The organism is Thermococcus sp., assembly GCF_027023865.1.
In the GTDB taxonomy this organism is placed as follows: domain Archaea; phylum Methanobacteriota_B; class Thermococci; order Thermococcales; family Thermococcaceae; genus Thermococcus.
The window spans coordinates 1-22,493 of sequence record NZ_JALVUC010000003.1 but is presented as its reverse complement, the minus strand read 5'-3'; the positions used below and the strand labels follow the sequence as shown (position 1 = coordinate 22,493).

Sequence of the window (22,493 nt, the reverse complement as noted above, 5' to 3'; positions counted from 1 at the left end):
CGAAAAAATCAGACGGTGATGCGCCATGACGGTGGAAATTGAAACCGGGAGGGAAGTGCTCTACGGTCTCGCGGCTATAACCCTGACACTGCTGTTCGTGTTGATAGCATTCCTGGCGCACAGCGTTGTATGGATAATCGCAGGGATGCTCTTTACCGTGGGCTTCGTCCTCTACGAAGCGGAAGTTCACGGCGAAGGATTCTTCACGAAGCCGAAGGTCAGAAGCTAGTTCCTCTTCCAAATTTTTCGTTTTTCGTCGATGAACCCATTTATGGTACCCGAAAACATTATAAGTTTGTATGTAGGTATTGAAAGTTTGAGGGGCAAACCTGGAGGTGACGTAGAATGGACCCGGTAACGCTTTCAAGGATTCAGTTTGCACTCACCGCGGGTTACCATTGGATTTTTGTGCCCGCAAGCATAGGAATAGGCTTCATGGTGTTCCTGCTGTGGACCATGGCAGTGATAACCAACGAAGAACAGTGGTACAAAGCCGCAAAGTTCTTCAGCAAGTGGCTAGGAGTGTTCTTCGTCCTCGGTGTTCCAACTGGAATCGTCATGGAGTTCGAGTTCGGTGCCAACTGGGCGAACTACTCGATGTTCGTTGGCTCGATCTTCGGCCCGCCGCTGATGCTCGAGGGACTCTTTGCCTTCGCCCTTGAATCAACGTTCCTTGGCGTCCTGCTCTTCGGCATGGACAGGCTCCCAAGGGTCATAAGCTGGATTGCGGCATTTTTCGTCTCTTTAGGTTCAGCGCTTTCAGGTCTCTGGATTCTCATAGCCAACAGCTGGCAGCAGACCCCAACCGCTTACATCATCAAGAACACCCCCCTCGGACCGAGGGCCGAACTCACCAACTTCATGAAGGCCGTTTTCAACCCACTCTTGGTTTCCCAGTACACCCACACCATTAACTCCGCAATAATAACTGGAGCGTACATCGTTGCGGCCGTTGGTGCCTACTATCTCCTCAAGAAGAAGCACGTTCAGGTTGCAAAAAGCGCCGTTGCGATAGGTATAGTCGTCCTAGCGATAAGCTCCGTTATCCAGCTTTATCCAACCGGTCACGAGGAGGGCAGGGTTATAGCCCAGTACCAGCCGACGAAGCTGGCTGCGGACGAGGGTCTCTACCACACGACCGTCGGTGCGCCCATGGTGGTCTTCGGCATCGTCGACGAAAAGAACCAGCAGATAAAGTACGCGATAGAGATTCCAAAGATGCTGAGCTGGCTCGCCTTTGGTAACTGGAACGCAAAGGTCCTCGGACTGCACGACGCGGCTGAATACGTCTGGTACCATGAAGTGCTCAACAACCCGAACTACGCGAACGAGAAAGTCAAGAAGCAGGTGGTTGACAGCATAATGAAGGCCTACGGCATCAACCCGAACGACCCGAACGCCAACCAGAAGATGGTTCAGGTCCTTGAGAAGTCAGTACCCGTTGCCTTCATGTTCTATGCCTACCGCGTCATGGTCGGCCTTGGAACGCTCTTCATAGCAATAGGCGGCCTTGGAGTTCTCCTACTCCTCCTCGGCAAACTCTACGATGCCAGATGGTTCCTCAAGGTGCTCGTAGTTACGCTCCCACTCCCGTGGCTGGCCGGTGAGGCGGGCTGGTTCACCCACGAGGTTGGAAGGCAGCCCTGGATGGTCTGGGGCATGGTAACCGTCAGAAACGGTGTCTCTTCAAACATCTCAGCTACCAGCGTGTTGATAACCCTAATCGGCTTCGTGACGGTCTACCTGCTGCTGTTCTACATCTGGCTCCACTTCGTCAAGAAGCTCGTCAGGGAGGGACCTGAGCCTGTTGAGGGCGATCCCACCTCCAAGTCAACGCCCGCTCCAGCGGTTAGCGCCGCAGGGGGTGGTCAGTGATGGACTACGCGACTGCCTGGTTTTACTTTTCAGCGTTCCTCCTTGGAATGTATCTGGCATTCGACGGCTTTGACCTCGGCCTTGGAAGCCTGCTCCCCTTCGTTAGGGACCAAAAGGACAGGGACGTTTTAGTGAACACCATGGCCCCTGTCTGGGACGGCAACGAGGTATGGTTCATCACGTGGGGAGCCGGGCTGTTCGCAATGTGGCCCGCCCTCTACGCGACACTCTTCAGCACGTTCTATCTCGCGGTCTGGCTGCTGGCGTTCATGTTCATCTTCAGAGCGGTCAGCTTTGAGTTCAGGAACAAATACAAGAGAACCTGGGACTACCTCTTCGCCACAGTCAGTGCCCTCATAGCACTGATCCTCGGCATCATAGTTGGCAACCTCATCCAAGGCATCCCCATAGATGCAAGCGGCTTCCACGGCTCGCTCCTGACGCTCTTCAGACCGTTCCCGCTCATAGTGGGCCTCTTCGTGCTCTTCGCTGTGATGTGGCACGGGGCCAACTGGGCGGTCTACAAGACAACGGGCAGGCTCCAGGAGCGGATGAGAAAGCTTGCCTTTGACTTCTGGGTCCTCATGGTGGTCTTTCTTCTGCTCACGGTAATCGGCATGAAGGTCTGGGCACCGCTGAGGTTCAGTAGAGCACTGACCCCGCTTGGGCTTACACTGACGTTGATAATCCTAATAGCGGCCTTCGTGGATGCCTACCTAATCAAGAAGGGGTCCGAAAGGGGAGCGTTCTACCTCAGCTGGCTGGCCTTCCCGCTGGTGGTCTACCTCGTTTACTACAGCATGTATCCTTACTGGGTCATTTCTACCATCGACCCCACCTTCAAGCTCAGCATCCACGCCCTCGCTGCATCGCCGCTGACGCTTCAGGCAGTTCTTGGAGTCTCAGTAATCCTAGCAATAATCATCATGGCTTACACCCTCTACGTCTACAAGATGTTCGGAGGGAAGGTCACCGAGGCGAAGGGCTATTATTAACCCTTTTCTTTTACATTTGAATTTCGAACTTCTGAGGGGAAAGGTTTATAATTCGATGTTTCTAAGTTCATTATGATAACCTAAGAGACGGTGGTCGAAATGCACCGAGGCAAATCTCACAGTTCTTGGCCATATAATGAAAAGCCAGTCCTCGTATTCTGGGAGACGACGAAAGCCTGTCAGCTCAAGTGCAAGCACTGCCGCGCCGAGGCGATTCTCCAAGCACTTCCCGGCGAGTTGACAACCGAGGAAGGGAAGAAACTCATTGACTCACTAACCGACTTCGGAAGGCCCTATCCAATTCTCATCCTCACCGGCGGAGACCCGCTCATGAGAAACGATATCTTCGAACTAATTGACCACGCGGTTGAGAGGGGCATCCGCGTCGGCCTCGCTCCCGCCGTCACTCCGCTCCTCACGGAAGAAACAATAGAGAAGATCGTAAAACACGGCGTTAAAGCAGTTAGCATAAGTCTCGACAGTCCCTTCCCGGATGTCCACGACGATATAAGGGGCATCAAAGGAACGTGGGAGAGAACCGTCTGGGCGATAAAGGAGTTCCTCAAGAGGGACGTTGCCGTTCAGGTGAACACCGTCGTTATGCGTGAGACCGTTGAGGGCCTTCCTGAGATGGTTAAACTTCTCAAAGAGCTGGGCGTCGAAATATGGGAGGTCTTCTACCTCGTCCCAACCGGAAGGGGTAACTTCGAAAGCGACCTCAAGCCGGAGGAATGGGAAGACGTAACCCACTTCCTCTATGAAGCATCAAAGCACATTCTTGTTAGGACAACTGAAGGGCCTATGTTCAGAAGGGTTGCGATAATGAGGAAGGCCCTGGAGGAGAAGGGCATCAACCCGGATGAAACTCTAAAGCCAGGGGAGCTTTACTTCAGGCTTAAGAAGAGGCTGGTCGAGTTGCTCGGGGAAGGCAACGAAGCGAGGGCACAGACGATGGGAACGCGCGACGGGAAGGGAATAGTCTTCATCTCATACAATGGTAACGTTTACCCGAGCGGTTTCCTTCCGTACAGTGCGGGCAATGTGAGGGAGAAAGGTCTCGTCGAGATTTACCAGAATTCAGAACTCATGAAGAAGCTCCGCTCTGCAGAGTTCAAAGGGAGATGCGGAATGTGTGAGTTCAGGGACATCTGTGGCGGGAGCAGGGCAAGGGCCTACGCATACCACATCGACCCCCTTACCGAAGACCCCGCCTGTCCCTACGAGCCGGGTTCATACCTCCAACTTGCCAAAGAACTCGCTCTTACCCTTCCAATTGGAACTTTCGGAAAGCAAAAACCGGTGTGAGGTGGGAGTATGAAGTGGAAGGCACTTTTGGTAATAGGGGTTTTGTTGTTTTCAGTTGCAGCAGCAGGATGCATTGGGAGTTCAAGCACCCCAAAGAAGGCGACCTCGACACCAAAGGAAATAACCGTCAAGGACTTAGTTGGGAGAACCGTGACGGTGGAGGTTCCGGTCCAGAGGGCAATTATACTCTCCGCATCGGCCCTTGAAGTAGCCCAGCTACTCAACGCGACCAACCAAGTTGTTGGGATTACAGCAGATGCCAAGCCTGATGCATTCCTAAGTTCAAGCCTTAAGAACAAGACGGTCGTCGGGAATATGTTAAGAGTTACGAACTGGGAGAAGGTCTTAGCGTTAAAGCCCGACCTTATAATAGACCTTTACCTCAAGAAATTCTACAACGTCGACGAGCTCCTCAACAAATCGGCGAGCTACGGGATTCCAGTGGTAATGCTAAGGGAGGACAAGCTTGAAGAAATCCCCAAAACTGTAGAACTGCTTGGAAAACTCTTTGGAAAGGAGAAAAAGGCGGATGAGTTCGCCAAGTACTTCAACGAGCAGGTGAGCGAAGTAAAGGCTATAGCCGCCAAGATACCGAACGAGGATAGGAAGAAGGTTATTATGATACAGCCAATAATGGGCAAGTACTACCTCGTCAACGGGAACGACGTTCTGGCACAGGCGGTAAGGCTCGTCGGGGCGGATTACATGGTCAACCTGACCTTCAACGGCTACACTCCCGTTAGGGTACCCATGGACGAGGAGAAGATAATCACCAATTATAAGGATGCAGATGTAGTAATTCTCATTACGAGCGCTGTTACCCCCTACGACCAAGTTAAGGAGCTCAAAGAGACGATGCTCTCCAACCAAGCGTGGAACCAGATAAAGGCCGTCAGAGAGGGCCACATAATAATCCTCAGGGCCGACATGGGGAAGGGCAGTTACCTCCGCTGGAGTCCAAGGATTGTCATTGGGATATGGCAGATTGGGAAGGCCATCTACCCCAACTACTATCCAAACTGGGAGGACAAAGCCAAAGGATTCATAAGGGAGTTTTATCCCTTCCTCTCCTGATTTCTTTTTTGGGGTGAGAGCATGATAGCCGTCTTTCCGGCAAGCCTTGCCGAGATCGTTAAACTTGTTGGAAAAGCAGACGATGTAGTTGGAATCAACGAGGAGATAAGACTCGACCTCTGCCTTCAAGAGCTGTGGGGCAGGCCGGTCGTGGGTAAGTACCTCAAGAGAACCAAGAAGACCTACTGGGATGTCCTCGAGGGGACAAAACCTAAGCTCATCCTCGATTTTAAGGTCGAGAACCTGCACTCCAGCGATGAGCTTTATTCCTTCGCGGGGAGGATCAACGCCGAGGTCCTTTTGCTCGACTTCATTACAATTGAGGATCTCGTTGATGGTAGCAGGCTGATAGCAGAAAAAACAGGAGGGGACTTCTCAAGGCTTGAGGAGTTCTACAGGAAGCATCTTGAGAGGATAAGGGAGATAAATCAATCGCTAGAGGATAGACCCAAGGTAGCGGTGCTCTATAGGGGAATAAACGTCGTTACTGGAACCAACGTTATAAGCGATGCAATCAAAAAAGCTCACGCCGAAAGCCTCGGGAAGAGACTTAAAACCGAGAGAAAGGTCTATCCTCTGAGAGAGAGGGACTTCATCAGGCGCTTCAGCGACGCTGACCACCTCTTCCTCCTAACGAGTATCCTAACTAACAGGGAGAAGTTAGAAGGGATAAGGGATGAGATGTTTGATTCAGCCGAGTGGAGGAAGGTTAAAGCTGTTGACGAGGGCAACGTTCACATCGTCGGCTCTGCCCTCGACGGGGAAAGCTTTATGCGCTGGAGTCCCCGTTTGATTCCAGGAATTTACCAGATTGGAAGGCTCGTCCATAGAAAGGACTTCCCCGACTGGGAAAAGCCCGCGAAAGAACTTTACAACCTCTGCGGTGTTGAATGATGAGAAAGCAACTTACCCTTATAGCCCTCCCCACGGTCGCTATACTCCTCGGAATCTTCGTGGGCAGTTATCCGACGGATCCCCTCCACCTGACGCCGGGCGCCATCATCATAATAAAGGACATACGCCTGCCGAGGACGCTCATGGGCATCTCGGCCGGGATAGCACTAAGTCTAGGGGGAATGACCCTTCAGGCGGTCTTTCGGAACCCTCTCGTTGGCACATACATCCTCGGAGTCTCCTCGGGAGTTGCCTTTGGAGCGGCCATAGCGGTTGCCTTCCTGCCCTCCGCGGGAGTTGCACCGTTGGCGCTCATCTTCGGTCTTCTGGCGGTTTTCTTAGCCTACTGGATGGCCAGGATAAACGGAAGGGTCTCAACGGTCTCTCTCATTTTAGCCGGCATAATTGTCACCGCTCTTTTCTCGGCTTTGCTCTCCCTCCTTGAGCTCCTCCTGCCGAGTGAGAGTCTATCTGCACTGGTGATATGGCTGATGGGAAGCCTCTCCGGTGCAACGGAGAAGATGGTGCTCTACTCCCTTCCAGGCGTTCTGATCCTTGCCGTCATTCTCTTCCTCCTTCGCTGGAACCTCAACGCGATGAGTCTTGGCGACGAGGCCGAGCTTCTGGGTCTGAACGTGCACCTCTGGAGGGGGATATTCGTCTTCATCTCGGCTCTAATGACGACGCTCGTTGTTTCGTTCACCGGGATAATCGGCTGGGTAGGGCTTATGGTTCCCCACATAGCCAGAATGCTTGTCGGTCCGGAACATTCCAAGTTAATCCCGGCGACGATCTCTATTGGAATCACCGTCATGGTTCTGGCAGATGTTGTTGTGCGGCTTTTACCGGGTGATATTCCCGTTGGAATTATAACAACGCTAGTTGGCGTTCCCTTCTTTGGGTATTTGCTCAGGAAAACCGGAGGTGGATGGAGTTGAGGATCCTAATTGTCTACACAACGCGCTACGGAACCACGAAAAAAGCTGTTGAGCTGACCAAAAGGCTTTTTGAGGGAAGAGGAGGTGATGTTAAGGTTAAGCGCACTGAAGAGAACCCATCTCCAGCCAACTATGATCTCGTCATCATGGCTGCTCCGGTCTACCGTGATGGTCCCCACTGGGACATAATGGAGTGGGTGGAAGCTCACAAAGGGGAGCTTGAAGATGTACCCAAGGCCTTCTTCCTAGTTGCCATGCACTTAGCAGGCTCGGTCTTTATGGGAAAACTCCACGGTGGGATAGCCTATTCCCAACCACTCATAGATGCCTTTGAGATCCCTCCCTTCTACGGAACGCTCATAGGGGGCGAAATAGACCCTGAAAAACTCAGCTATGATGACAGGAGAAAGATGGTTAGATTTTACGCCGTTCTTGGGGAAAAGCTGGAGAAAAAGAGCCTCTTCAAAGAGAAGGACGTTGAAGCATTCGTCAGGAGAACGCTCCTCTACTACGACTGGTTCGGAAAGCATTTCAGGAAGGGGGGGCTTGATAAGGTTAGGGACTTCGACTTCATGGAGAAGGTGAGAGAGATTGAGGGGCTTATGGGTTGAGGGGGTATCCTACTCCTACGGGGACTTTAGGATAGATAACATCAACCTTGGGGTTAGTCCAGAGGAACTGGTCGCCATCATCGGACCTAACGGAGCTGGAAAGAGTACCCTGCTCAAGCTTACATACGGCCTTTTAAAGCCTGAGAGGGGAAGGATTGAGGTTGATGGAATGGACGTTCATCAACTTTCACCGGGAGAGAGGGTTAAGCTTCTCGGCTTCGTGCCCCAGGGTCACACTCCCACGTTTCCGTTCAGGGTTCTGGACTTTGTCCTTCTAGGCTCCACTCCAGAGCTGGGCCCATTTGGAGCCCCAAATGAAGGACACAGAAAGAAAGCCATGAAACTCCTGAAACTCTTTGATATGGATCCCTACTTGGATAAACCCTACACCTCCCTCAGTGGAGGGCAGATAAGGCTCCTGCTTACGGCGAGAGCCCTGATGACCTCACCAAAATACCTCCTCCTCGACGAACCGACGAGCGAGCTCGACCTTAAAAACACCCTTCTAGTCCTTCAGACGGTTAAGAAACTCTCAAAAGATGGTGTTGGTGTCCTACTGGTAATCCATGACCCCAACTTGGCTTACCTCTTTGCTGATAAGCTGGTTCTGATGAAAGGAGGGAACATAATTGCCCAAGGAAAGCCTGATGAAGTCTTCAACGAGGAGCTTTTAAGCAGGGTTTACGGTATAGAGCTGGAGCTTATAGAGTGCGCCGGTGAAACCGTTTTAAGGCCCAAGGTTGAGGTGTAAACCGTGGATGACATGAGGGACTACCTTGAGTGGCTTGAAAAGCGCGGTGAGCTTATCAGGGTTGACGAAGAGCTCTCACCAGAACTCGAGATTCCAGCTTTTCTTAGGAAGGCCATGTACAGGAAAAGGGGAGCTGTTCTCTTCGAAAGGGTTAGGGACTTTCCAGAGTGGAGAGCTGTTGGAAACCTCTTCACGGGTGTTGAGACGCTCAGAGATGTGCTGGGCGTTGAAAAACTCGAAGAGATAGGCGAGAGGCCTCTCAAGCTCCTAGAGAACCTTCCACTCGGCCTCTCGGACAAGCTCACATCCCTCGGAAAGTTGAGGAAGATGAGCAACTACCTCCCAAGGGTCGTGAGAAAGGCCGAATTCACAAAAAACATTATCGAGGACGAACCACTGAACTCCGTTCCTGCCTTCAAAACCTGGCCGGGAGATGCCTCCCGCTATCTAACCTACCCCCTCGTCTGCTTCTCAGACCCCAAAGGAATAAACTCGATGAGCGTTTATCGCGTCATGCTCCTCAATGGCGAGAGGGGTGTAATCCACTGGCAGGTTCACAAGCGCGGGAGCCAGGCCTGGAGGGATTACCTCGAGAAGAACGACGGTAAAATGCCGGTGGCGATAGCTATAGGCTCGGACATAGGGACGCTCTTGACGGCCGTTTCGCCGGTTCCGTATCCGATGGACAAGCTCCTCTTTGCCGGCTTCATCAGGGGAAAAGGTTTGGAACTATACCGCCTGCCGAACGGCATCCTCGTCCCGGCCAACGCTGAGGCCGTCATAGAGGGCTACGTCGATGTGAACGAGCTGACCGAGGAGGGACCATTTGGAGACCACTTCGGATTCTACGACAAGCCAAGCGAGAGGAACGAGCTTTACCCTGTTTTCCACGCCGAACGCTTGTATTACCGTGATAACCCCCTCTACTACGGCTCGGTCGTCGGGAAGCCGCCTTTGGAAGACGCCGTAATCGGGAAGGCCATCGAGAGGATTTTTCTCCCTCTTATGAGAATGGTCCTGCCGGAGGTCGTTGACGTCAACTTTCCGGAGTACGGTGTCTTCCAAGGAGTGGCAATAGTCTCGATAAAGAAGCGCTATCCCGGTCAGGGAAAGAAAGTCTTAAATGCCCTTTGGGGCACTGGGCAGGCCGCTCTGACCAAGGTGATAATCGTTGTGAGCGACGACATCAACGTCCACGACGTAAACCAGGTGATGTGGGCGGTCGCTTCCTTCGTCAATCCGGAGAGGGACGTTTTGATAATCCCGAACGCCCACACCGATGCCTTGGATCCAGCAGTTTCAAACCCGCCGCTGGGGAGCAAGCTCGGGATAGACGCCACTAAAAAGCTCCCGCTGGAGATGGGCGGCAGGGTTGTGGAAGAGGTGAGGGAGGAGCCTGAAGTGCTGAAAAAGCTCGAAACCCTTTTCAGGAAGTACCTCGGTGGTTGAGATGGCATTCGACCCCGGTGAGGTCAGCAAGGCGAGCAGGTTCCACGCACTCATGAGGCTCGTCAGGATAGAACACACCCTTTTCAGCCTGCCTTACGCCTACGTTGGGGCCCTCCTCAGTGGTTTTCCCGTGACCTGGGCTGAGATAGTACTTATGAGCTTCGCCCTCCTCGGGCTTAGGACAGCAGCCTTGGCCTACAACAACATAGCGGACATAGACATAGACAGCTTAAATCCGAGGACTTGGAACAGGCCCCTTATCAGGGGCGCGGTAAAGGTGAGCGATGCATGGTGGCTGGTCGTTGTTGGCTCGGTAATCTACTTCATCTCGGCCGTTCTCTTGAACATCTGGACGGCTTTGCTAAGTCCGATTCCCTGGGTTCTGGCGCTCAGCTATCCCCAAGGGAAGAGAAAGCACAGCTTCCCGCATTTACACCTCGGTCTAACGCTGGCTATGGCCGTAGCGGGCGGGACGATAGCCGTCGCTGGAAACGCCTCACTGCTTGAGGCCCTGCTCAGGATCCCCTGGGCCTTCTACTTTGGGGTACTCTTCTGGGTGGCAGGTTTTGACACCATCTACGCGCTCATGGACTACGAGTTCGACGTGGAGAATGGAGTGGGAAGCATTCCCGCGCGCTTTGGGATAAAGAAGGCCCGCAACGTAGCATTGGCCTTTCACCTGTTTGCGGTAATCCTCTTCGGGATTGCAGGGCCACTCTATGGTCTCGGGTGGGTTTACACCGCTGGCTGGGTCGTTGCGAGTGCCTTGATCATCTACGAGAACTACCTGTCAAGGAAAAGCCTCGAAAACGTTCCCAAGGCTTTTAACCTCAACCTACCCATCGGTTTAATCCTCACGCTCTCTGCAATAGCCGATGTCCTGATAAAGCTTGGAGGTGGTTGAATGAGAAAGGCTCTGGCACTGTTCCTAATAGGCTTGGTTGTCCTGACGTCGGGGTGCATAGGCTCTGGTTCAAGCAAATCCACGGGTACGGAAAAGCTCCCGACAGTTAGAGCGGCGACTCTACTCGGCGGCATCAGTACACTCGACATAATGCAAGCAAAGGGTCTTGACGAGAAGAACGGCTTCTACGTTAAGGTTCTCCGTCTCGGCAAGACCCCGGACATAATAGCCGCCCTCAAAAACGGGGAGACAGACTTCGCGGTTATCCCTGCGGAGATGGCGGCAAAGTTAGCCCAGAGCGGTGTGGATATAAAAATCATTGCCGTTGATATGCTCCAGAACCAGGCCATAATTGGCAGGGAGAAGATGAAGCCCGAGCAATTAAAGGGCAAGAAGATAGGGGCTGTGGTGGCCTCCGGAACTTTCAAGCTCTTCCAAGCTTATATGAAAGTTCTCTACAACATCAGCCCCAGTGAGTACACCATCGTCAATGTCCCACCCGGCTCAATAGAGGACTCACTTAAGGACGTTGATGCCGTCGTGATATGGGAACCCTTGGTTAGTAGACTTATAGTCAGAAACTACACGGTGATAACAACTTATTCAGAGCTGTGGGACGAGGCCAAGGAGAGGGGTATCGTAAGGGGCCCACCAGTGATGCTCGTCTGGGTTGTCAGGGGGGACTTCCTCAGGGAACACAAGAACCTAGTGAATGCATTTATCAGGGCACAGAAGGAGAGTGCCGCCTACTGGATGAATCACCCCGCTGAGACGGAGAAGGTGCTCATGAATCTCTACCACCTCAACGAGGAGACGGTTAAGACCCTTTACAACAGGACGGAAGTGGTTGATTCCGGTCTGACCGACGAGATGATAACTGGGATAAAGAGCGAGTGGCATCTCGCCTACCTCGGCGGTTACCTGACAAAGAATCCGGAGAACCTTAACATCTTCTACAGGGGCTGAAGATGAAACGCGGTTGGCTCTATCTTTCCATTTTTGCACTGGCGTCTTGGGTTGTCCTAGCAAAGCTCTACCCAGCACTGGTCCCAGGGATAGGTGAGACCCTCGCGTTCTACTCAAAGGCGGGCTATGGCCTCGTCATTAAGTCGCTTCTCCTGACGCTCTACCACAGTCTCCTGGGTTTTCTGGTCGCTTTCGGTTTAACGGGCGGCGCGATACTGCTTGCACTCTATTCCACAGAGTTCAAAGCGTTTTTAGACTCCCTCAACGTCTTTATCCAGAGCGTTTCGGTTCTCGTGTGGACGATAATCTTCATCATGATATTCGGGGTGACAAGTTCCATAGCCCCTATCCTAGTCACGGCAATGGCGGCTTTTCCAGCCCTCCTTTCAGCGGGCATAAGCTCTAGCAAGAACCTCCTTGAGAGGTACCGCCCGCTCGTGATACTCCTCAAACCAACCAACCTCCAGCTTTACAGACACTTCGTAGTCCCCGGAACTCTCCCGGAGATGGTTTCAGCGAGCAGAATAGCCATAGGCATAGCCTTGAGGATAAGCGTCGTTGCTGAGGCATTCGGCTCCGCTGGAGGAATAGGCTACCAGCTCGTTTACTCTTACGACCTGGGTTTAAAGGACGGCGTCTTCGCCTGGGCGCTGCTCCTAGTCATTCTCATGGTGACGGTTGATCAACTTATCTTGGGGAGGCTTGAAGAATGGGTGAGACGCTGGTACTGGTGAAGAACCTAGAGAAGTCTTTCAACGGCGAGAAGATACTCGGGGGGATCAGCCTTAAAGTTGAGAGAGGAGAAGTTGTCGGGATAGTCGGTCCCAACGGAACCGGGAAGAGCACGCTCGTGAAGATTTTGGCGGAGGCGGAGAGACCGGATTTGGGTGAGGTCTCAATAAAAGGTCGCCTTTCTGTCCTCTATCAGGAGGACTATCTCCTACCCTGGAAGAAACTCCGCGATAACCTCTGCTTGGGACTAAAGCTCATGGGGCGAGAGTGCAACCCGATTGTCTTCGCCAGAAAACTCGGTATAGACAAATTCCTCGAGAGATACCCCAAGGAGGTGAGTGGTGGGACGCGGAGAAAGGCCGCGATAGTTAGGGCTTTGCTCCCGGACGTAGACGTCCTCGTCCTCGACGAACCTTTCACAGGGCTTGACACCGAGTCAAAGGATACTCTGCTGTCCATCGTTGGGGAATTCGCAAAAGCGAATAAAGCCGTCCTCATAGTCTCCCACCAGCTCGAGGAACTGTTCAGAGTAGTGGACAGGGTTTACGTTCTCCGGGGGAGGCCCGCGGAGGTCAAGAAAGTCCTGCGGAGGGAAGAGATTGGTAAGGGAACTGTTTAACAGCATAGCAGAGCACTACGACCTTGTGAACAGGCTGACGACCCTTGGGATAGACAGACACTGGAGGAAGAAGGCCTGTGAGGAAGCGCTTAGGTACATAACGCAGGAGAGAATACGAATCCTCGACATAGCCTGTGGGACGGGGGACATGATAAGATGTATGAAAAAACGACTTGAAAAGCGGGGCCTTTCGGCAGAGTTCCACGGCCTGGACTGTAGCGAGAGAATGCTTGAAATAGCGAGGAAAAAGGTACCATTTGCGGAGCTTAAGGTCGGAACCGCGGAGGAAATTCCCTTTTCAGATGAAAGCATTGATTTGGTTAGCGTTGCCTTCGGTTTAAGGAATTTCTCTGACAGGGAGAGAGCCATGGGGGAGATGCACCGTGTTCTTAAAGAGAATGGGGTTCTCCTCCTTTTAGAGTTCTCGCGGAATAATAGCCCTCCTGGGAGGTTTGCGTGGTTCTACACGAAGAGCATCGTCCCCCTCGTCGGCAGTCTCCTGACCGGCAACAGAAAAGCATATGACCACCTCTGGCGCTCCATCAGGGCATTTCCTTCGCCGGAGGAGCTTTCACTGGAGTTTAAGAAGAAGGGCTTTACAGTTCTTTCATCCAAGTGGCTTTTTCCAAGGATAGCCTTCGTTATGGTTCTTCGGAAGGTTTAGCAACTACTGTTCCAACAGCACCGTTCGTGAGTTTGTCTTCCTCAAAGACTTCGAAGCTGTCCTTCCCAAGGGCTCTGGCCGGGACTCAAAGCTAGATGGTCTGACTATGGGATACTAATCATCTTAACTTTCATTCGCAGTGAATGGGTATTGACCGTTCTGGTTGGCCGTGTTTTGTGTAAAGTTTGTAAGCCTCGTCACAGCTAACCTTCCAGCCTCCCGTCTTCATCGGTTGGCTTTCAGAGAGAACGGAAACTCCCCACATCTTCAGGTTAAACAGTCCCCATTCGAGCTTAAAACCCCACATTCCAAAGACTGCAACACTAACACAAAATCCAACGCAAAAGTATTTAAAAATTACGGCAAAACAAAAGAAACTCAAATACCCCATTTGTTACTATCTATAAAACAGCCCAGGAAACCCTGTAAAGTCCTGATGGTGTCGGGATATGACCTCCTCTCCGCCGTGAACGGCGAGGCTTTCAGGAGAAAAATGCAACCGCCGACAAAGCCTGGTTCCGCTAGGAAGAAGGATTTCTATGAAAGAAAGTTCAAAGAATAAAGGGGGAGATCAGGCCTTGGGGTTCATAAGTGCCCTAAGCTGAGAACCCCTCGCTCCAAGCTCTCTATCGAGCATGAATAAACCCTGGGGGTGGTCGCCGATTATCTTGAGCTTGTCAACGATGGCCTTCGTGCTTGCTTCCTCCTCGACCTGTTCCTGGACGAACCACTGGAGGAAGGTGTAGGTCGCGTGGTCGTTCTCCTCCCTAGCAAGGTCGACCAGTTTGAAGATAGACTGGGTAACGCCGACCTCGTGGAGATAAACGGCCTCAAAGGCCTTCAGAGGGCTTTCAAATTCCTGCTTTGGCTTCTCAATCCTCTCAAGCTCGACCTTACCACCGCGGTCGAAGACGTAGTCGTAGAACCTCATCGTATGCCCGAGTTCTTCCTCTGCCTGGGCCTCCATCCAGCTCGCAAAGCCGTCGAAGCTCCTCTCCTTAAAGTAGGCTGCGATCCCCATATAGAAGTAGGCCGAGAAAAGCTCCTTGTTAATCTGTTCATTAAGTGCCTTAAGCATTCTTTCACTAAGCATTGACATCACCTGCCACCCATTTAGTTTTCGAACCTTATAAGTTTATCTGTCAAACCCCACAAAGGAGTTGCCAGGATTCATTTCTCAGGGAGTTTCATTGACGTTTTCTTTTAAAACATACCTTTGTGTAATCGAACTGTCGAGATTCCACCTTAATCCCTAATTCTTCTTGTCATTCCATCAGCTAAGTTTTAGGTTAGTCTACCAAAAGTTCATTAGGAAAACCGAAAAGGTTATATATAGAAAACACATTGGACAATATCGAGAACAAACCCACAGAGTTGGGTAGAGGAGGGATGTGAAATGACAAAGACAACCTTTGAGGAGGAGATTTATCTCAGGGCCTTGACCGGAAGGGTCGTTGGAAAGGTCCTGGCAGACCTTGGACTCAACAAGGTGGCCGTAGTTGCCAGCAGGAACATAATCTGCTCCAGTATTGCAACAGCCACAGAGGCAACCTACATAACCCTCAAGGGAGGCGTTATCTACCACTTCCTCGCTGAGAAGGGCAAGGAGGGGGAGATGGCGGAGCGCATTAAGGCCTTCGCTCCTCAGGTTACAGTCCTCCAGTTCGGCGGTGAAACCCCCATCGAGGAGACCAAGGAGGTATTCATCGAGACCCTTAAGCAATTTGCGGAAAAGGATGTTCCAGGAGCCTTCGTTGTTCACGTCAGGATATTCGCGGCTGGAGGCCTAGCAAAGGCCCTTGAGGACGAGAAGATCAAGGAGTACCTGAACAAGAAGGACCTCTTCGTCTACACCGTCGGCTTCGACGAGGGCAAGGTCTACGTCAACAAGATACACCTTGACGATAAGGAGATAAAGCTCGAGAAGATCAGCGAGTATCAGGTTACCCTCGAGCATGCCGACCTGCTCAACCGTTCCCTCAAGGATAGGAGCGTTACCTTTGCATGAAACCCTTTTCCTTTTCTTAATCCAGGAAAAGGGCAGAGAGAACAAGGGCAATCAAAAAGTACGGCACTGAAATTTTGTGGAAGTCCCTAAGCCGTATTCCTGATATTCTGACCGCTATGAGGTTCGCAAGCGAGCCGATTACTAAGCCAGTTCCACCGACATTAACACCCACTGAAAGGGGGAGCCACCTAGGTCTTCCGCCGATGAGGAGAACCGTCGCCGGAACGTTGCTCATGACCTGGCTCAGTAGAGAGGATGCAAGGAAGAGGTGAATTCCTTCATTGGGGAAGGACAGCCCGAGGGAGGCTATTATCGATGAAATCTCACCAAAGTCGACGAATATGAGGGCGAAGGTGAGGACAAGAACCCAGTCGAAGGCGAGCAAAGTCTCCCGCGAGAACAGGAAGACCACAAGCAATGTTAGGGGAAACGTCCAGAGAGCTTTTCCGGTCTCGGCGAGGGTTACGTCCGCAACTATGAGGAGAGCTGCAGAGACAAGGGAGACTCTCTTTAGGTGAACGGCCGGAAAGTCATGGAGCTCCAGCTTCCTGCCCCCCACGGAAAGTGCGAAGACAAGCAGAAGGGCAAGCCACAAGAGAACAAATGGGAGCATACGGCCTGTGAAGGTCCCAAAGGAAAGGTCGTAGTTCTGCCAGATTATGACGTTCTGAGGGTTGCCTATCGGTGTTAAAGCCGAGCCAACGTTGGCCGCCGTCGCGGAGAGTGTAACGGTTTTAGCTTTGTCAGCCCCGGAAAGCTCCGAAGTGAGGGTCACCAAGGGGATAAAAACGAGCATAGTGGTGTCGTTCATTATGAGCGTGGAGGTGAGGGCTATGATCGGAAGGAGAACCAGCATCAGCTTTCTCTCGGAGCCGCCAGAGAGGGCAATGAGCCTTGAGGAAAGCCGCACGAAAACGCCGGACAGCTCGAGGGCCTTTGAGGCTATTATGAGTGACGTTATCAGCGACAGGCTCTTCCAGTCGATTAAACCGGGCGTTATTGAAGGAAGCGAATGATCCAACAAAACCAAGACTACGTAGAGCGAGAGCAGGGAAAAGAAGAACCACTCCCTCTTCGCAAATTCCTTGAGCCTATAAGCCGTGTCTCCTCACCTCCCCCGTAAGGCATTAGTACGGTATGAGCTCCTTCCAATCCCTGCTCACACGGATATGGAAAATTATAAAGCTTTTCCATACTCGGGAATCACCCCAACAGCCCCCTTGGTTCATGAAAACTCACGTGCTTCAAGCACCTTCAGCGCATTGAACATCCGTAGCGCTTTTCTGACGGGCTCTATCTCCTTCTCCACACCTATCTAGATCCACCCGTCTCGATGGATGCTCGGATCGAAGGTAGGGTGCCCCCACACTACTCCCCGCAAAAAATACCCGAATGAACGTATAACCTTACCCCTGGTCAGATTCGTCCAGAAAAGGATTTAAACGTGGAGACATAGGGTAAACGGTGGTAGGAATGGAGGGGGTTTTCAGGGCACCAAAGGAACCTGGAGCCGGAGGAACGATAATCCTATCAATGATAGGTGGTTTAATTCTCTCCCATGCCAGCTGGGGGGGCTGGTTCGTAGGTCTTCTCGTTGCGGTGGTGACGTTTTTCACCTTCGACTACGCCTTTGATTCTTACCGCTCATGGCGGATAAAGGGGATGACAACGGCCCTTGGCCTTAATGGTCTGGCCTACATTCTACCGGCTCTCTACTGGTGGAGGAGCCTGGAGGGATTGGTGGATGTTCTCCTGATTCCCTTCGTCATAGTTGGTATCATCTTCGCTTTTCACTTCACCTTCTCCAGAGCTAGGGGCTGGAAGGACCCGGTAACTTATGCACTCGGCAACCTGCTTCCGGCTGTGCCGGTCCTCTTCGCCCCGGCCGTTGCGGGGAGACCTTTCGGCGAGGACGTCTTTATCTTCTGGCTTCTCTTAGCGTACTACGAGGCTATCGGAGCGGCGTACGTCGAAACGAAGCTCGCCTTCAGAAAGTTCCCGCGGAAGTACCCTTTAATAGCTTGGCTTCCGGCTTTCCTCGTGGTGCTTTACAACCCCTACCTAGTTCTGGCACTCATTGAACCCACGATCAGGCTCACCCTAAACCTTCGGGATAACACCTACGCTGCCAAAATGGACGAGATAAAGAAGCTCGGCTGGAGCGTGTTTAAGAGCGTGATGTTACTCTACATCATAACACTAGCTGTGCTCTACCTGACGTGATGGGAATGCCCTTTGACCCCGCCTACGCGAGCTATCTCGATAATCCATCCCGGAGAAAAGCCCCTCCACCCAAGAGGATACTCCGTTATCTTCTGTCCCTACAGATTGAGAGAAGGATTGCCGTCGATGTGGGGGCCGGGACTGGCTACCTGACAATCCCACTGTCATGGGGTTTTGGGAAGGTCTACGCCGTGGAGGCCAACCCACAGATGGCACAAATCCTCGAGAAAAATCTCAGGGAAAGGGGCGTTAAAAACGTCGAAGTTCTCAGGGGGGAACCCACCTAAACTCCCCGAGAGACCAAACCTCGTGGCATTCTCACTTTCACTCCACGAGATCAAGGATAAGAGGGCTTACCTTGAGTGGGCGAAAACTTCAGACTACGTTCTGGTGATTGAGTGGGTAAAGGAAAAAACGCACGGGGCACCTTTTAATGAGCGTATTTCACGGGAGGAACTTTTAGAGCTTGCCCAGGGTTATGAGCTTGTCCTTTCAAGGGAGCACAGGCCTTACTACCTCGTAATCCTAAAGCCAAAAGCAATTTAATGTGAAAACCTTTTTAATAATTCTGTCGAAATTTTTTTGGTGATACCAATGGTCGACGTTAGGGTCGAGAAACTCTGCACTGATCCTGAGCTGTACATCATCAGGGTTGATGATGATGAGATAAAGTACTTTGAGGCATCCTGGGACATCCCGGAGGGCATAACATACAACGCCTACCTCATGAAGCTGAACGGAGCGACGGTGCTCTTTGACGTCAGTAAGAAAGACTACGCGGATATCTTTATGGAAGCCCTGAAGAAGCTCGTGGACCCAAAGGAGATAACGCACATAATAATCCACCACACGGAACCGGACCACAGTGGAGCATTGCCGAAGCTCCTTAAGGAGAACGGTTATAGGGCGCAGATAATAGGAACCACCTTCGCGAGAAACCTCCTCCAGGGATTCTATGGTGACGAGGTCGTGAAGAACTTCAAAGTCATCAAAGATGGAGAGGAGATGGAGATAGGCGGAAAGACCTTCCGCTTCATAACCGTCCCCTGGCTCCACTGGCCCGACACGATGATAACCTACGTCGTTGAGGACAGGCTCATATTCAGCTGCGACGCCGGCGGCGGCTATGGAATTCCGAAGACGGTAGACGACAGCGACGAAGAAGTCATAAGGGAATACCTCCCCCACGTCACAAAGTACATCGTTACCGTCATCGGCCACTACCACAAGTACATCGTCCAGAACATCAACAAGCTCAAGGACCTCGGAATAGTAGAGGAGGCGAAGATGATACTTCCTGGCCACGGTTTGGCCTGGTGCAGAAACCCGAAGAGAATATTTGAATACTACGAGCAAGTCGGTGCCGGCATTCCAACTAAGGACAAGGTTCTGGTAATCTATGACTCAATGTACGGCTTCGTCGAAAGGAGGATGGAGATAGTTATCGACGAGCTGAAAAAGCTCGGGAAGAAGCCGGTGGCCTACCGCTTCACTGATAAAGAGGCCCCAGCGGTGAGTGACATCCTTGGAGAGGTTCCGGACAGCGAGGCGGTAATCATAGGTGCATCGACCTACGAGGCAGAGATACACCCGCGCGTACGCTATGCTCTCTACGAGATACTCGACAAGGCGAACTATGATAAGCCAGTTTTAATCGTTGGAGCCTTTGGATGGGGCGGTGTTGCCGCTAAGAAGATTGAAAGCCTTATAAGCAGGAGCAAGTTTGACCTCGTTGACACCGTCGAGAGCAAAGGTATGCCCACAAAAGAAGATGAGGAGAGGCTACGCGAGGGCGTCAGAAAGCTCGTGAAGTGGATAGCTTAAAGAGGCACTACAAGGGGAATTCCCCTCACTTCTTCTATTGTCACATCGACACCGTAAACCTCCCGGAAGAGGGACGGCTTCAGAACCTCCCTCCCGCCATCTGCCACTATTCTACCGCCTTTCATGAAGATGAACCTCCCTGCGAAGCGCAGTGCCAGGTTGACGTCGTGCATGACCACTATGGATAAACCATTTTCCGAGAATTCCTTTGCGAGTTTCACCACCTCAAGCTGGCTTTTCAAGTCGAGGTTGTTTGTCGGCTCGTCTAGGACGAGGATTCTCGCCCCTTGTGCCAGTGCCCTAGCTATACTAACCTTCTGAAGCTCCCCACCGCTTATCTCGTTCGTCCTTTTTAGGGCGAGGTGTTCAATGCCGAGCCTCCTAAGGGCGTTCTCAACGGTCTTTAAATCCTCCCTGCTGGGAGTTAGCCCCATGTAGGGTCTCCTGCCAAGGAGCACCGTATCGAATACTGTCATGAATCCCCTTCCCACCCTCTGGGGAACGTAGGCAACGGCTCTGGCCAGTTCTCTTGGAGAGTACTCCCCCATCGGCCGGCCGAGTATTTCAACACCTTTACATCTTACTATTCCCACCAAGCACTTCACAAAGGTGCTCTTTCCAGCCCCGTTTGGTCCAAGGATTGCAATGAACTCACCGGTCCCGGCTTTGAAGTCTATTCCGCGCAGAATCTCCATGCCGTTGTAGGAGAAGTGAAGGTCTCTAACCTTTATCATGTCCTGCCCTCCATCTTTACTAGAAGATAGATGAACGCTGGGGCGCCTAGGAAGGAGGTTATAACGCCAACGGGCAGGTTCATCGGTGACAGGATGATCCTAGCGAGCAAATCGGCGGAAACCAGAAGCAACGCCCCGGCCAGGGCTGAGAGGGGAATCAGAAAGCGGTAGTCCCCACCGGCTGTAAGCCTCATAGAATGAGGGGCTATCAGACCTATGAAGCCTATAACCCCCACGAAGGCAACCGTCACGGAGGTTATGAACGCCGAGAGTAACGTTCCGATGAGCCTCTCACGTTCTATGTTCACCCCGACGCTCTTTGCAATGTCATCGCCGAGCGTCGAGGCGTTGAGATCCCACCTTCTAAGGAGAAAGTAGGCGAAGATGAGGGTGAAGGCAACCGTCATAACCCCATCTTCCCGCCATGTGGCCCTGGCGAGGTTCCCAAAGCTCCAGTAGACCATCGCCGAGAGCTGAAGCTCATTGGCGAAGTACTGGACGAGCGTGGTCAACGCGACGAAGAGGGAGCTCATGGCAACTCCAGCTAAAACTATGGCCTCCGGCGATAGACCCCTCAGCCTCGCCAGAGTGAGAATGACGAGGGTCGCGCTTATTGCCCCAAGGAAAGCGAATAGCACCACGGCGTAGGGGTTGTTGAGAAAAACCTGGCCGGAGTTGAGCGAGTAGCCCGCACCAAGGATTATCGCTAGGGAAGCACCGAACATGGCCCCATGCGAAACGCCCATCGTGAAGGGCGTCGCCAGCGGATTCCTCAGGTACCCCTGAAGAACGGCTCCGGCCACTCCCATGGATGCCCCGACGAGAATTCCCGCCATTATCCTGGGCAGTCTTATGCCAAGGATGACGAGTCTGTCATCAGGGTTTCCGCCACCTGAAAGAACGTCAAATATGGCCCTCAGTGGCACGTGGTACTCTCCAAGTGAGAGTGAGAGGAGAGAGACGGCTAATAGGATCAGGAAAAGGGAAAAACCTATGAGGAGTCTCTGTCTTGTGTAAACCCTGTAGTCCATGGCCATCACGGATTTGTCGGCAGTCCGTAGGTCACGTTTCCGTTCGTGAGGTTTACCTCCCCAAAACCGCCGAACTCATTGGCCAGCTGGCCGTAGACAGGCTTTCCATCGAGGAACTTGAGAATCTCATTCGCCTTCTTAACGGGGTTGATATTCCTGAACCTCCCAGGGTAAATCACCTTTCCGATGTAGTATGCATCGGCAATCGCTATCCCCATGTTGGTGTTGTAAAAGTTGTAAGGCAAGACACCGTAAACGTGGCCTTTCTTGACCGCTTTAAGTGAGTTGTAGAAGCTGGGATTGTTATTGTAGTCACTCAGGATTATCTTCAGGCCTCCCTCGTCGATGAAGAGATAATCCGGGTTCTCCCTCAGCAGGAACTCTTTGTCAACCTGCGCCCAGCCGTTTTTACTCCCTATCTTTGAGGCGATGTTGTTCAGGTGAAGAACCGTAAAAGGCGCGTAGTCAGTGTACGTACTTGTAATCCCGTGAGCGCCCTTGTAGCCGATCCCGCCGACGTAAACTGTCGGACCTTCGAGACCATTTGTGAGATTCTCGAGGTAGCTCTGTTGATTCTCTATGAATCTAATGACGTTCTCTGCTCTCTTCTCCTTTCCGAGTATCCTCCCGGCTAGGAGAAGCGAGTTGAAGAACTCCCTGTCTGTGAAGTTGCTCAGCGTTCCGTAGCTTAGGACCACAACTGGAATTCCAGTTTTGCTCTGAACCTCATTGGCCTCACTTCTGCTCACAAAAACCATGAAGATGACCTGTGGATGGACCTTGATGAGCGCCTCGAAGTTCGGTAGTTTCCCAGGTCCACCAGGTCCGATTATGGGCAGTTTTAGAAGCTCAGGGTGGGCGAGTATGTAGGGCCTCCCATAGGGGAAGCGCTTCTC

At 52.2% G+C, this 22,493-nt stretch carries 26 protein-coding genes; 21 read left to right on the top strand and 5 right to left on the bottom strand.

Features of this window, described 5'->3' with window-relative positions; all coding sequences use genetic code 11:
* Positions 1 to 25 precede the first annotated feature (25 nt).
* From MV421_RS00550 to MV421_RS00475, 16 genes are all read left to right on the top strand, one after another.
* Entirely contained in the window at positions 26 to 229 is a 204-nt protein-coding gene (locus tag MV421_RS00550) for a hypothetical protein (RefSeq protein ID WP_297416619.1), read from the top strand.
* Positions 230 to 345: 116 nt separating this feature from the next.
* Positions 346 to 1,875, top strand: coding sequence for a cytochrome ubiquinol oxidase subunit I (locus MV421_RS00545; RefSeq protein WP_297416621.1), 1,530 nt, complete (start codon positions 346 to 348; stop codon positions 1,873 to 1,875).
* Complete coding sequence (gene cydB / locus MV421_RS00540) at positions 1,875 to 2,870, top strand: cytochrome d ubiquinol oxidase subunit II (protein ID WP_297416623.1); 996 nt, start codon at positions 1,875 to 1,877, stop codon at positions 2,868 to 2,870. Before MV421_RS00545 ends, cydB begins: the two co-directional genes overlap by 1 nt.
* A 99-nt stretch (positions 2,871 to 2,969) precedes the next feature.
* On the top strand, positions 2,970 to 4,175 hold the full coding sequence (locus MV421_RS00535; RefSeq protein ID WP_297416625.1) for a TIGR04053 family radical SAM/SPASM domain-containing protein: 1,206 nt from the start codon (positions 2,970 to 2,972) through the stop codon (positions 4,173 to 4,175).
* 9 nt (positions 4,176 to 4,184) lie between these two features.
* Complete coding sequence (locus tag MV421_RS00530; protein WP_297416627.1) at positions 4,185 to 5,249, top strand: ABC transporter substrate-binding protein; 1,065 nt, start codon at positions 4,185 to 4,187, stop codon at positions 5,247 to 5,249.
* Between the two features lie 21 nt (positions 5,250 to 5,270).
* A complete protein-coding gene (locus tag MV421_RS00525; protein WP_297503941.1) occupies positions 5,271 to 6,143 on the top strand; it encodes a hypothetical protein in 873 nt (290 codons plus the stop codon).
* Positions 6,143 to 7,081: an iron ABC transporter permease gene (locus tag MV421_RS00520; RefSeq protein WP_297416631.1), complete on the top strand. Its 939-nt coding sequence runs from the start codon at positions 6,143 to 6,145 to the stop codon at positions 7,079 to 7,081. Before MV421_RS00525 ends, MV421_RS00520 begins: the two co-directional genes overlap by 1 nt.
* Entirely contained in the window at positions 7,078 to 7,692 is a 615-nt protein-coding gene (locus tag MV421_RS00515) for a flavodoxin domain-containing protein (protein ID WP_297416633.1), read from the top strand. The genes MV421_RS00520 and MV421_RS00515 overlap by 4 nt, the downstream gene beginning before the upstream one ends.
* On the top strand, positions 7,673 to 8,443 hold the full coding sequence (locus MV421_RS00510) for an ABC transporter ATP-binding protein (protein WP_297416634.1): 771 nt from the start codon (positions 7,673 to 7,675) through the stop codon (positions 8,441 to 8,443). The genes MV421_RS00515 and MV421_RS00510 overlap by 20 nt, the downstream gene beginning before the upstream one ends.
* 12 nt (positions 8,444 to 8,455) lie before the next feature.
* Positions 8,456 to 9,892, top strand: coding sequence for a UbiD family decarboxylase (locus MV421_RS00505; RefSeq protein WP_297416742.1), 1,437 nt, complete (start codon positions 8,456 to 8,458; stop codon positions 9,890 to 9,892).
* Between the two features lies 1 nt (position 9,893).
* Entirely contained in the window at positions 9,894 to 10,796 is a 903-nt protein-coding gene (locus MV421_RS00500; protein WP_297416745.1) for a 4-hydroxybenzoate octaprenyltransferase, read from the top strand.
* The gene (locus tag MV421_RS00495; RefSeq protein ID WP_297416636.1) at positions 10,797 to 11,762 is read left to right on the top strand and encodes an ABC transporter substrate-binding protein; all 966 of its coding nucleotides are present in this window, start codon (positions 10,797 to 10,799) and stop codon (positions 11,760 to 11,762) included.
* A gap of 2 nt (positions 11,763 to 11,764) precedes the next feature.
* Positions 11,765 to 12,496: an ABC transporter permease gene (locus tag MV421_RS00490; RefSeq protein WP_297416638.1), complete on the top strand. Its 732-nt coding sequence runs from the start codon at positions 11,765 to 11,767 to the stop codon at positions 12,494 to 12,496.
* Positions 12,472 to 13,113 carry an ATP-binding cassette domain-containing protein gene (locus MV421_RS00485; protein ID WP_297503937.1) on the top strand — a complete coding sequence of 214 codons (642 nt, stop codon included), beginning with the start codon at positions 12,472 to 12,474 and terminating at the stop codon, positions 13,111 to 13,113. Before MV421_RS00490 ends, MV421_RS00485 begins: the two co-directional genes overlap by 25 nt.
* Complete coding sequence (locus MV421_RS00480; RefSeq protein ID WP_297416642.1) at positions 13,094 to 13,777, top strand: ubiquinone/menaquinone biosynthesis methyltransferase; 684 nt, start codon at positions 13,094 to 13,096, stop codon at positions 13,775 to 13,777. The genes MV421_RS00485 and MV421_RS00480 overlap by 20 nt, the downstream gene beginning before the upstream one ends.
* Before the next feature lie 436 nt (positions 13,778 to 14,213).
* Positions 14,214 to 14,339 carry a hypothetical protein gene (locus MV421_RS00475; protein WP_297416644.1) on the top strand — a complete coding sequence of 42 codons (126 nt, stop codon included), beginning with the start codon at positions 14,214 to 14,216 and terminating at the stop codon, positions 14,337 to 14,339.
* Between the two features lie 9 nt (positions 14,340 to 14,348).
* Here MV421_RS00475 and MV421_RS00470 read toward each other — a convergent pair whose 3' ends face one another.
* Complete coding sequence (locus MV421_RS00470; protein ID WP_297416748.1) at positions 14,349 to 14,870, bottom strand: ferritin; 522 nt, start codon at positions 14,868 to 14,870, stop codon at positions 14,349 to 14,351.
* Between the two features lie 303 nt (positions 14,871 to 15,173).
* On the opposite strand from MV421_RS00470, the gene MV421_RS00465 reads away from it, so the two are divergent.
* The gene (locus MV421_RS00465; protein WP_297416646.1) at positions 15,174 to 15,785 is read left to right on the top strand and encodes a hypothetical protein; all 612 of its coding nucleotides are present in this window, start codon (positions 15,174 to 15,176) and stop codon (positions 15,783 to 15,785) included.
* A gap of 16 nt (positions 15,786 to 15,801) precedes the next feature.
* Here MV421_RS00465 and MV421_RS00460 read toward each other — a convergent pair whose 3' ends face one another.
* Positions 15,802 to 16,836: an SLC13 family permease gene (locus tag MV421_RS00460; RefSeq protein WP_297517716.1), complete on the bottom strand. Its 1,035-nt coding sequence runs from the start codon at positions 16,834 to 16,836 to the stop codon at positions 15,802 to 15,804.
* 422 nt (positions 16,837 to 17,258) lie between these two features.
* On the opposite strand from MV421_RS00460, the gene MV421_RS00455 reads away from it, so the two are divergent.
* Genes MV421_RS00455 through MV421_RS00440 form a run of 4 tightly spaced genes read left to right on the top strand, consistent with a single transcriptional unit; the run spans position 17,259 to position 19,832 of the window.
* Positions 17,259 to 18,008: a hypothetical protein gene (locus MV421_RS00455; protein WP_297416751.1), complete on the top strand. Its 750-nt coding sequence runs from the start codon at positions 17,259 to 17,261 to the stop codon at positions 18,006 to 18,008.
* Complete coding sequence (locus MV421_RS00450) at positions 18,008 to 18,295, top strand: methyltransferase domain-containing protein (RefSeq protein WP_297416651.1); 288 nt, start codon at positions 18,008 to 18,010, stop codon at positions 18,293 to 18,295. The genes MV421_RS00455 and MV421_RS00450 overlap by 1 nt, the downstream gene beginning before the upstream one ends.
* Before the next feature lie 22 nt (positions 18,296 to 18,317).
* Positions 18,318 to 18,554 carry a hypothetical protein gene (locus MV421_RS00445; protein ID WP_297416653.1) on the top strand — a complete coding sequence of 79 codons (237 nt, stop codon included), beginning with the start codon at positions 18,318 to 18,320 and terminating at the stop codon, positions 18,552 to 18,554.
* Positions 18,555 to 18,602: 48 nt separating this feature from the next.
* Positions 18,603 to 19,832, top strand: a complete 1,230-nt coding sequence (locus tag MV421_RS00440) for an FprA family A-type flavoprotein (RefSeq protein ID WP_297503961.1) — start codon at positions 18,603 to 18,605, stop codon at positions 19,830 to 19,832.
* Here MV421_RS00440 and MV421_RS00435 read toward each other — a convergent pair.
* The 3 genes from MV421_RS00435 to MV421_RS00425 form a co-directional block, all read right to left on the bottom strand.
* Positions 19,829 to 20,566: an ABC transporter ATP-binding protein gene (locus MV421_RS00435; RefSeq protein WP_297503935.1), complete on the bottom strand. Its 738-nt coding sequence runs from the start codon at positions 20,564 to 20,566 to the stop codon at positions 19,829 to 19,831. The genes MV421_RS00440 and MV421_RS00435 overlap by 4 nt on opposite strands.
* Entirely contained in the window at positions 20,563 to 21,597 is a 1,035-nt protein-coding gene (locus tag MV421_RS00430; protein ID WP_297416757.1) for an iron ABC transporter permease, read from the bottom strand. Before MV421_RS00430 ends, MV421_RS00435 begins: the two co-directional genes overlap by 4 nt.
* Before the next feature lie 5 nt (positions 21,598 to 21,602).
* On the bottom strand, positions 21,603 to 22,493 hold an 891-nt coding region (locus tag MV421_RS00425; protein ID WP_297517663.1), incomplete at its 5' end, for an ABC transporter substrate-binding protein.

What these genes read in the sequence shown, in the direction of transcription:
- MV421_RS00550 (WP_297416619.1), top strand. Translation starts at nt 26, where the DNA reads ATGACGGTGGAAATTGAAACCGGGAGGGAAGTGCTCTACGGTCTCGCG.
- MV421_RS00545 (WP_297416621.1), top strand. Translation starts at nt 346, where the DNA reads ATGGACCCGGTAACGCTTTCAAGGATTCAGTTTGCACTCACCGCGGGT.
- cydB (WP_297416623.1), top strand. Translation starts at nt 1,875, where the DNA reads ATGGACTACGCGACTGCCTGGTTTTACTTTTCAGCGTTCCTCCTTGGA.
- MV421_RS00535 (WP_297416625.1), top strand. Translation starts at nt 2,970, where the DNA reads ATGCACCGAGGCAAATCTCACAGTTCTTGGCCATATAATGAAAAGCCA.
- MV421_RS00530 (WP_297416627.1), top strand. Translation starts at nt 4,185, where the DNA reads ATGAAGTGGAAGGCACTTTTGGTAATAGGGGTTTTGTTGTTTTCAGTT.
- MV421_RS00525 (WP_297503941.1), top strand. Translation starts at nt 5,271, where the DNA reads ATGATAGCCGTCTTTCCGGCAAGCCTTGCCGAGATCGTTAAACTTGTT.
- MV421_RS00520 (WP_297416631.1), top strand. Translation starts at nt 6,143, where the DNA reads ATGAGAAAGCAACTTACCCTTATAGCCCTCCCCACGGTCGCTATACTC.
- MV421_RS00505 (WP_297416742.1), top strand. Translation starts at nt 8,456, where the DNA reads ATGAGGGACTACCTTGAGTGGCTTGAAAAGCGCGGTGAGCTTATCAGG.
- MV421_RS00500 (WP_297416745.1), top strand. Translation starts at nt 9,894, where the DNA reads ATGGCATTCGACCCCGGTGAGGTCAGCAAGGCGAGCAGGTTCCACGCA.
- MV421_RS00495 (WP_297416636.1), top strand. Translation starts at nt 10,797, where the DNA reads ATGAGAAAGGCTCTGGCACTGTTCCTAATAGGCTTGGTTGTCCTGACG.
- MV421_RS00490 (WP_297416638.1), top strand. Translation starts at nt 11,765, where the DNA reads ATGAAACGCGGTTGGCTCTATCTTTCCATTTTTGCACTGGCGTCTTGG.
- MV421_RS00485 (WP_297503937.1), top strand. Translation starts at nt 12,472, where the DNA reads ATGGGTGAGACGCTGGTACTGGTGAAGAACCTAGAGAAGTCTTTCAAC.
- MV421_RS00475 (WP_297416644.1), top strand. Translation starts at nt 14,214, where the DNA reads ATGGTGTCGGGATATGACCTCCTCTCCGCCGTGAACGGCGAGGCTTTC.
- MV421_RS00470 (WP_297416748.1), bottom strand. Translation starts at nt 14,870, where the DNA reads ATGCTTAGTGAAAGAATGCTTAAGGCACTTAATGAACAGATTAACAAG.
- MV421_RS00465 (WP_297416646.1), top strand. Translation starts at nt 15,174, where the DNA reads ATGACAAAGACAACCTTTGAGGAGGAGATTTATCTCAGGGCCTTGACC.
- MV421_RS00455 (WP_297416751.1), top strand. Translation starts at nt 17,259, where the DNA reads ATGGAGGGGGTTTTCAGGGCACCAAAGGAACCTGGAGCCGGAGGAACG.
- MV421_RS00450 (WP_297416651.1), top strand. Translation starts at nt 18,008, where the DNA reads ATGGGAATGCCCTTTGACCCCGCCTACGCGAGCTATCTCGATAATCCA.
- MV421_RS00440 (WP_297503961.1), top strand. Translation starts at nt 18,603, where the DNA reads ATGGTCGACGTTAGGGTCGAGAAACTCTGCACTGATCCTGAGCTGTAC.
- MV421_RS00435 (WP_297503935.1), bottom strand. Translation starts at nt 20,566, where the DNA reads ATGATAAAGGTTAGAGACCTTCACTTCTCCTACAACGGCATGGAGATT.
- MV421_RS00430 (WP_297416757.1), bottom strand. Translation starts at nt 21,597, where the DNA reads ATGGACTACAGGGTTTACACAAGACAGAGACTCCTCATAGGTTTTTCC.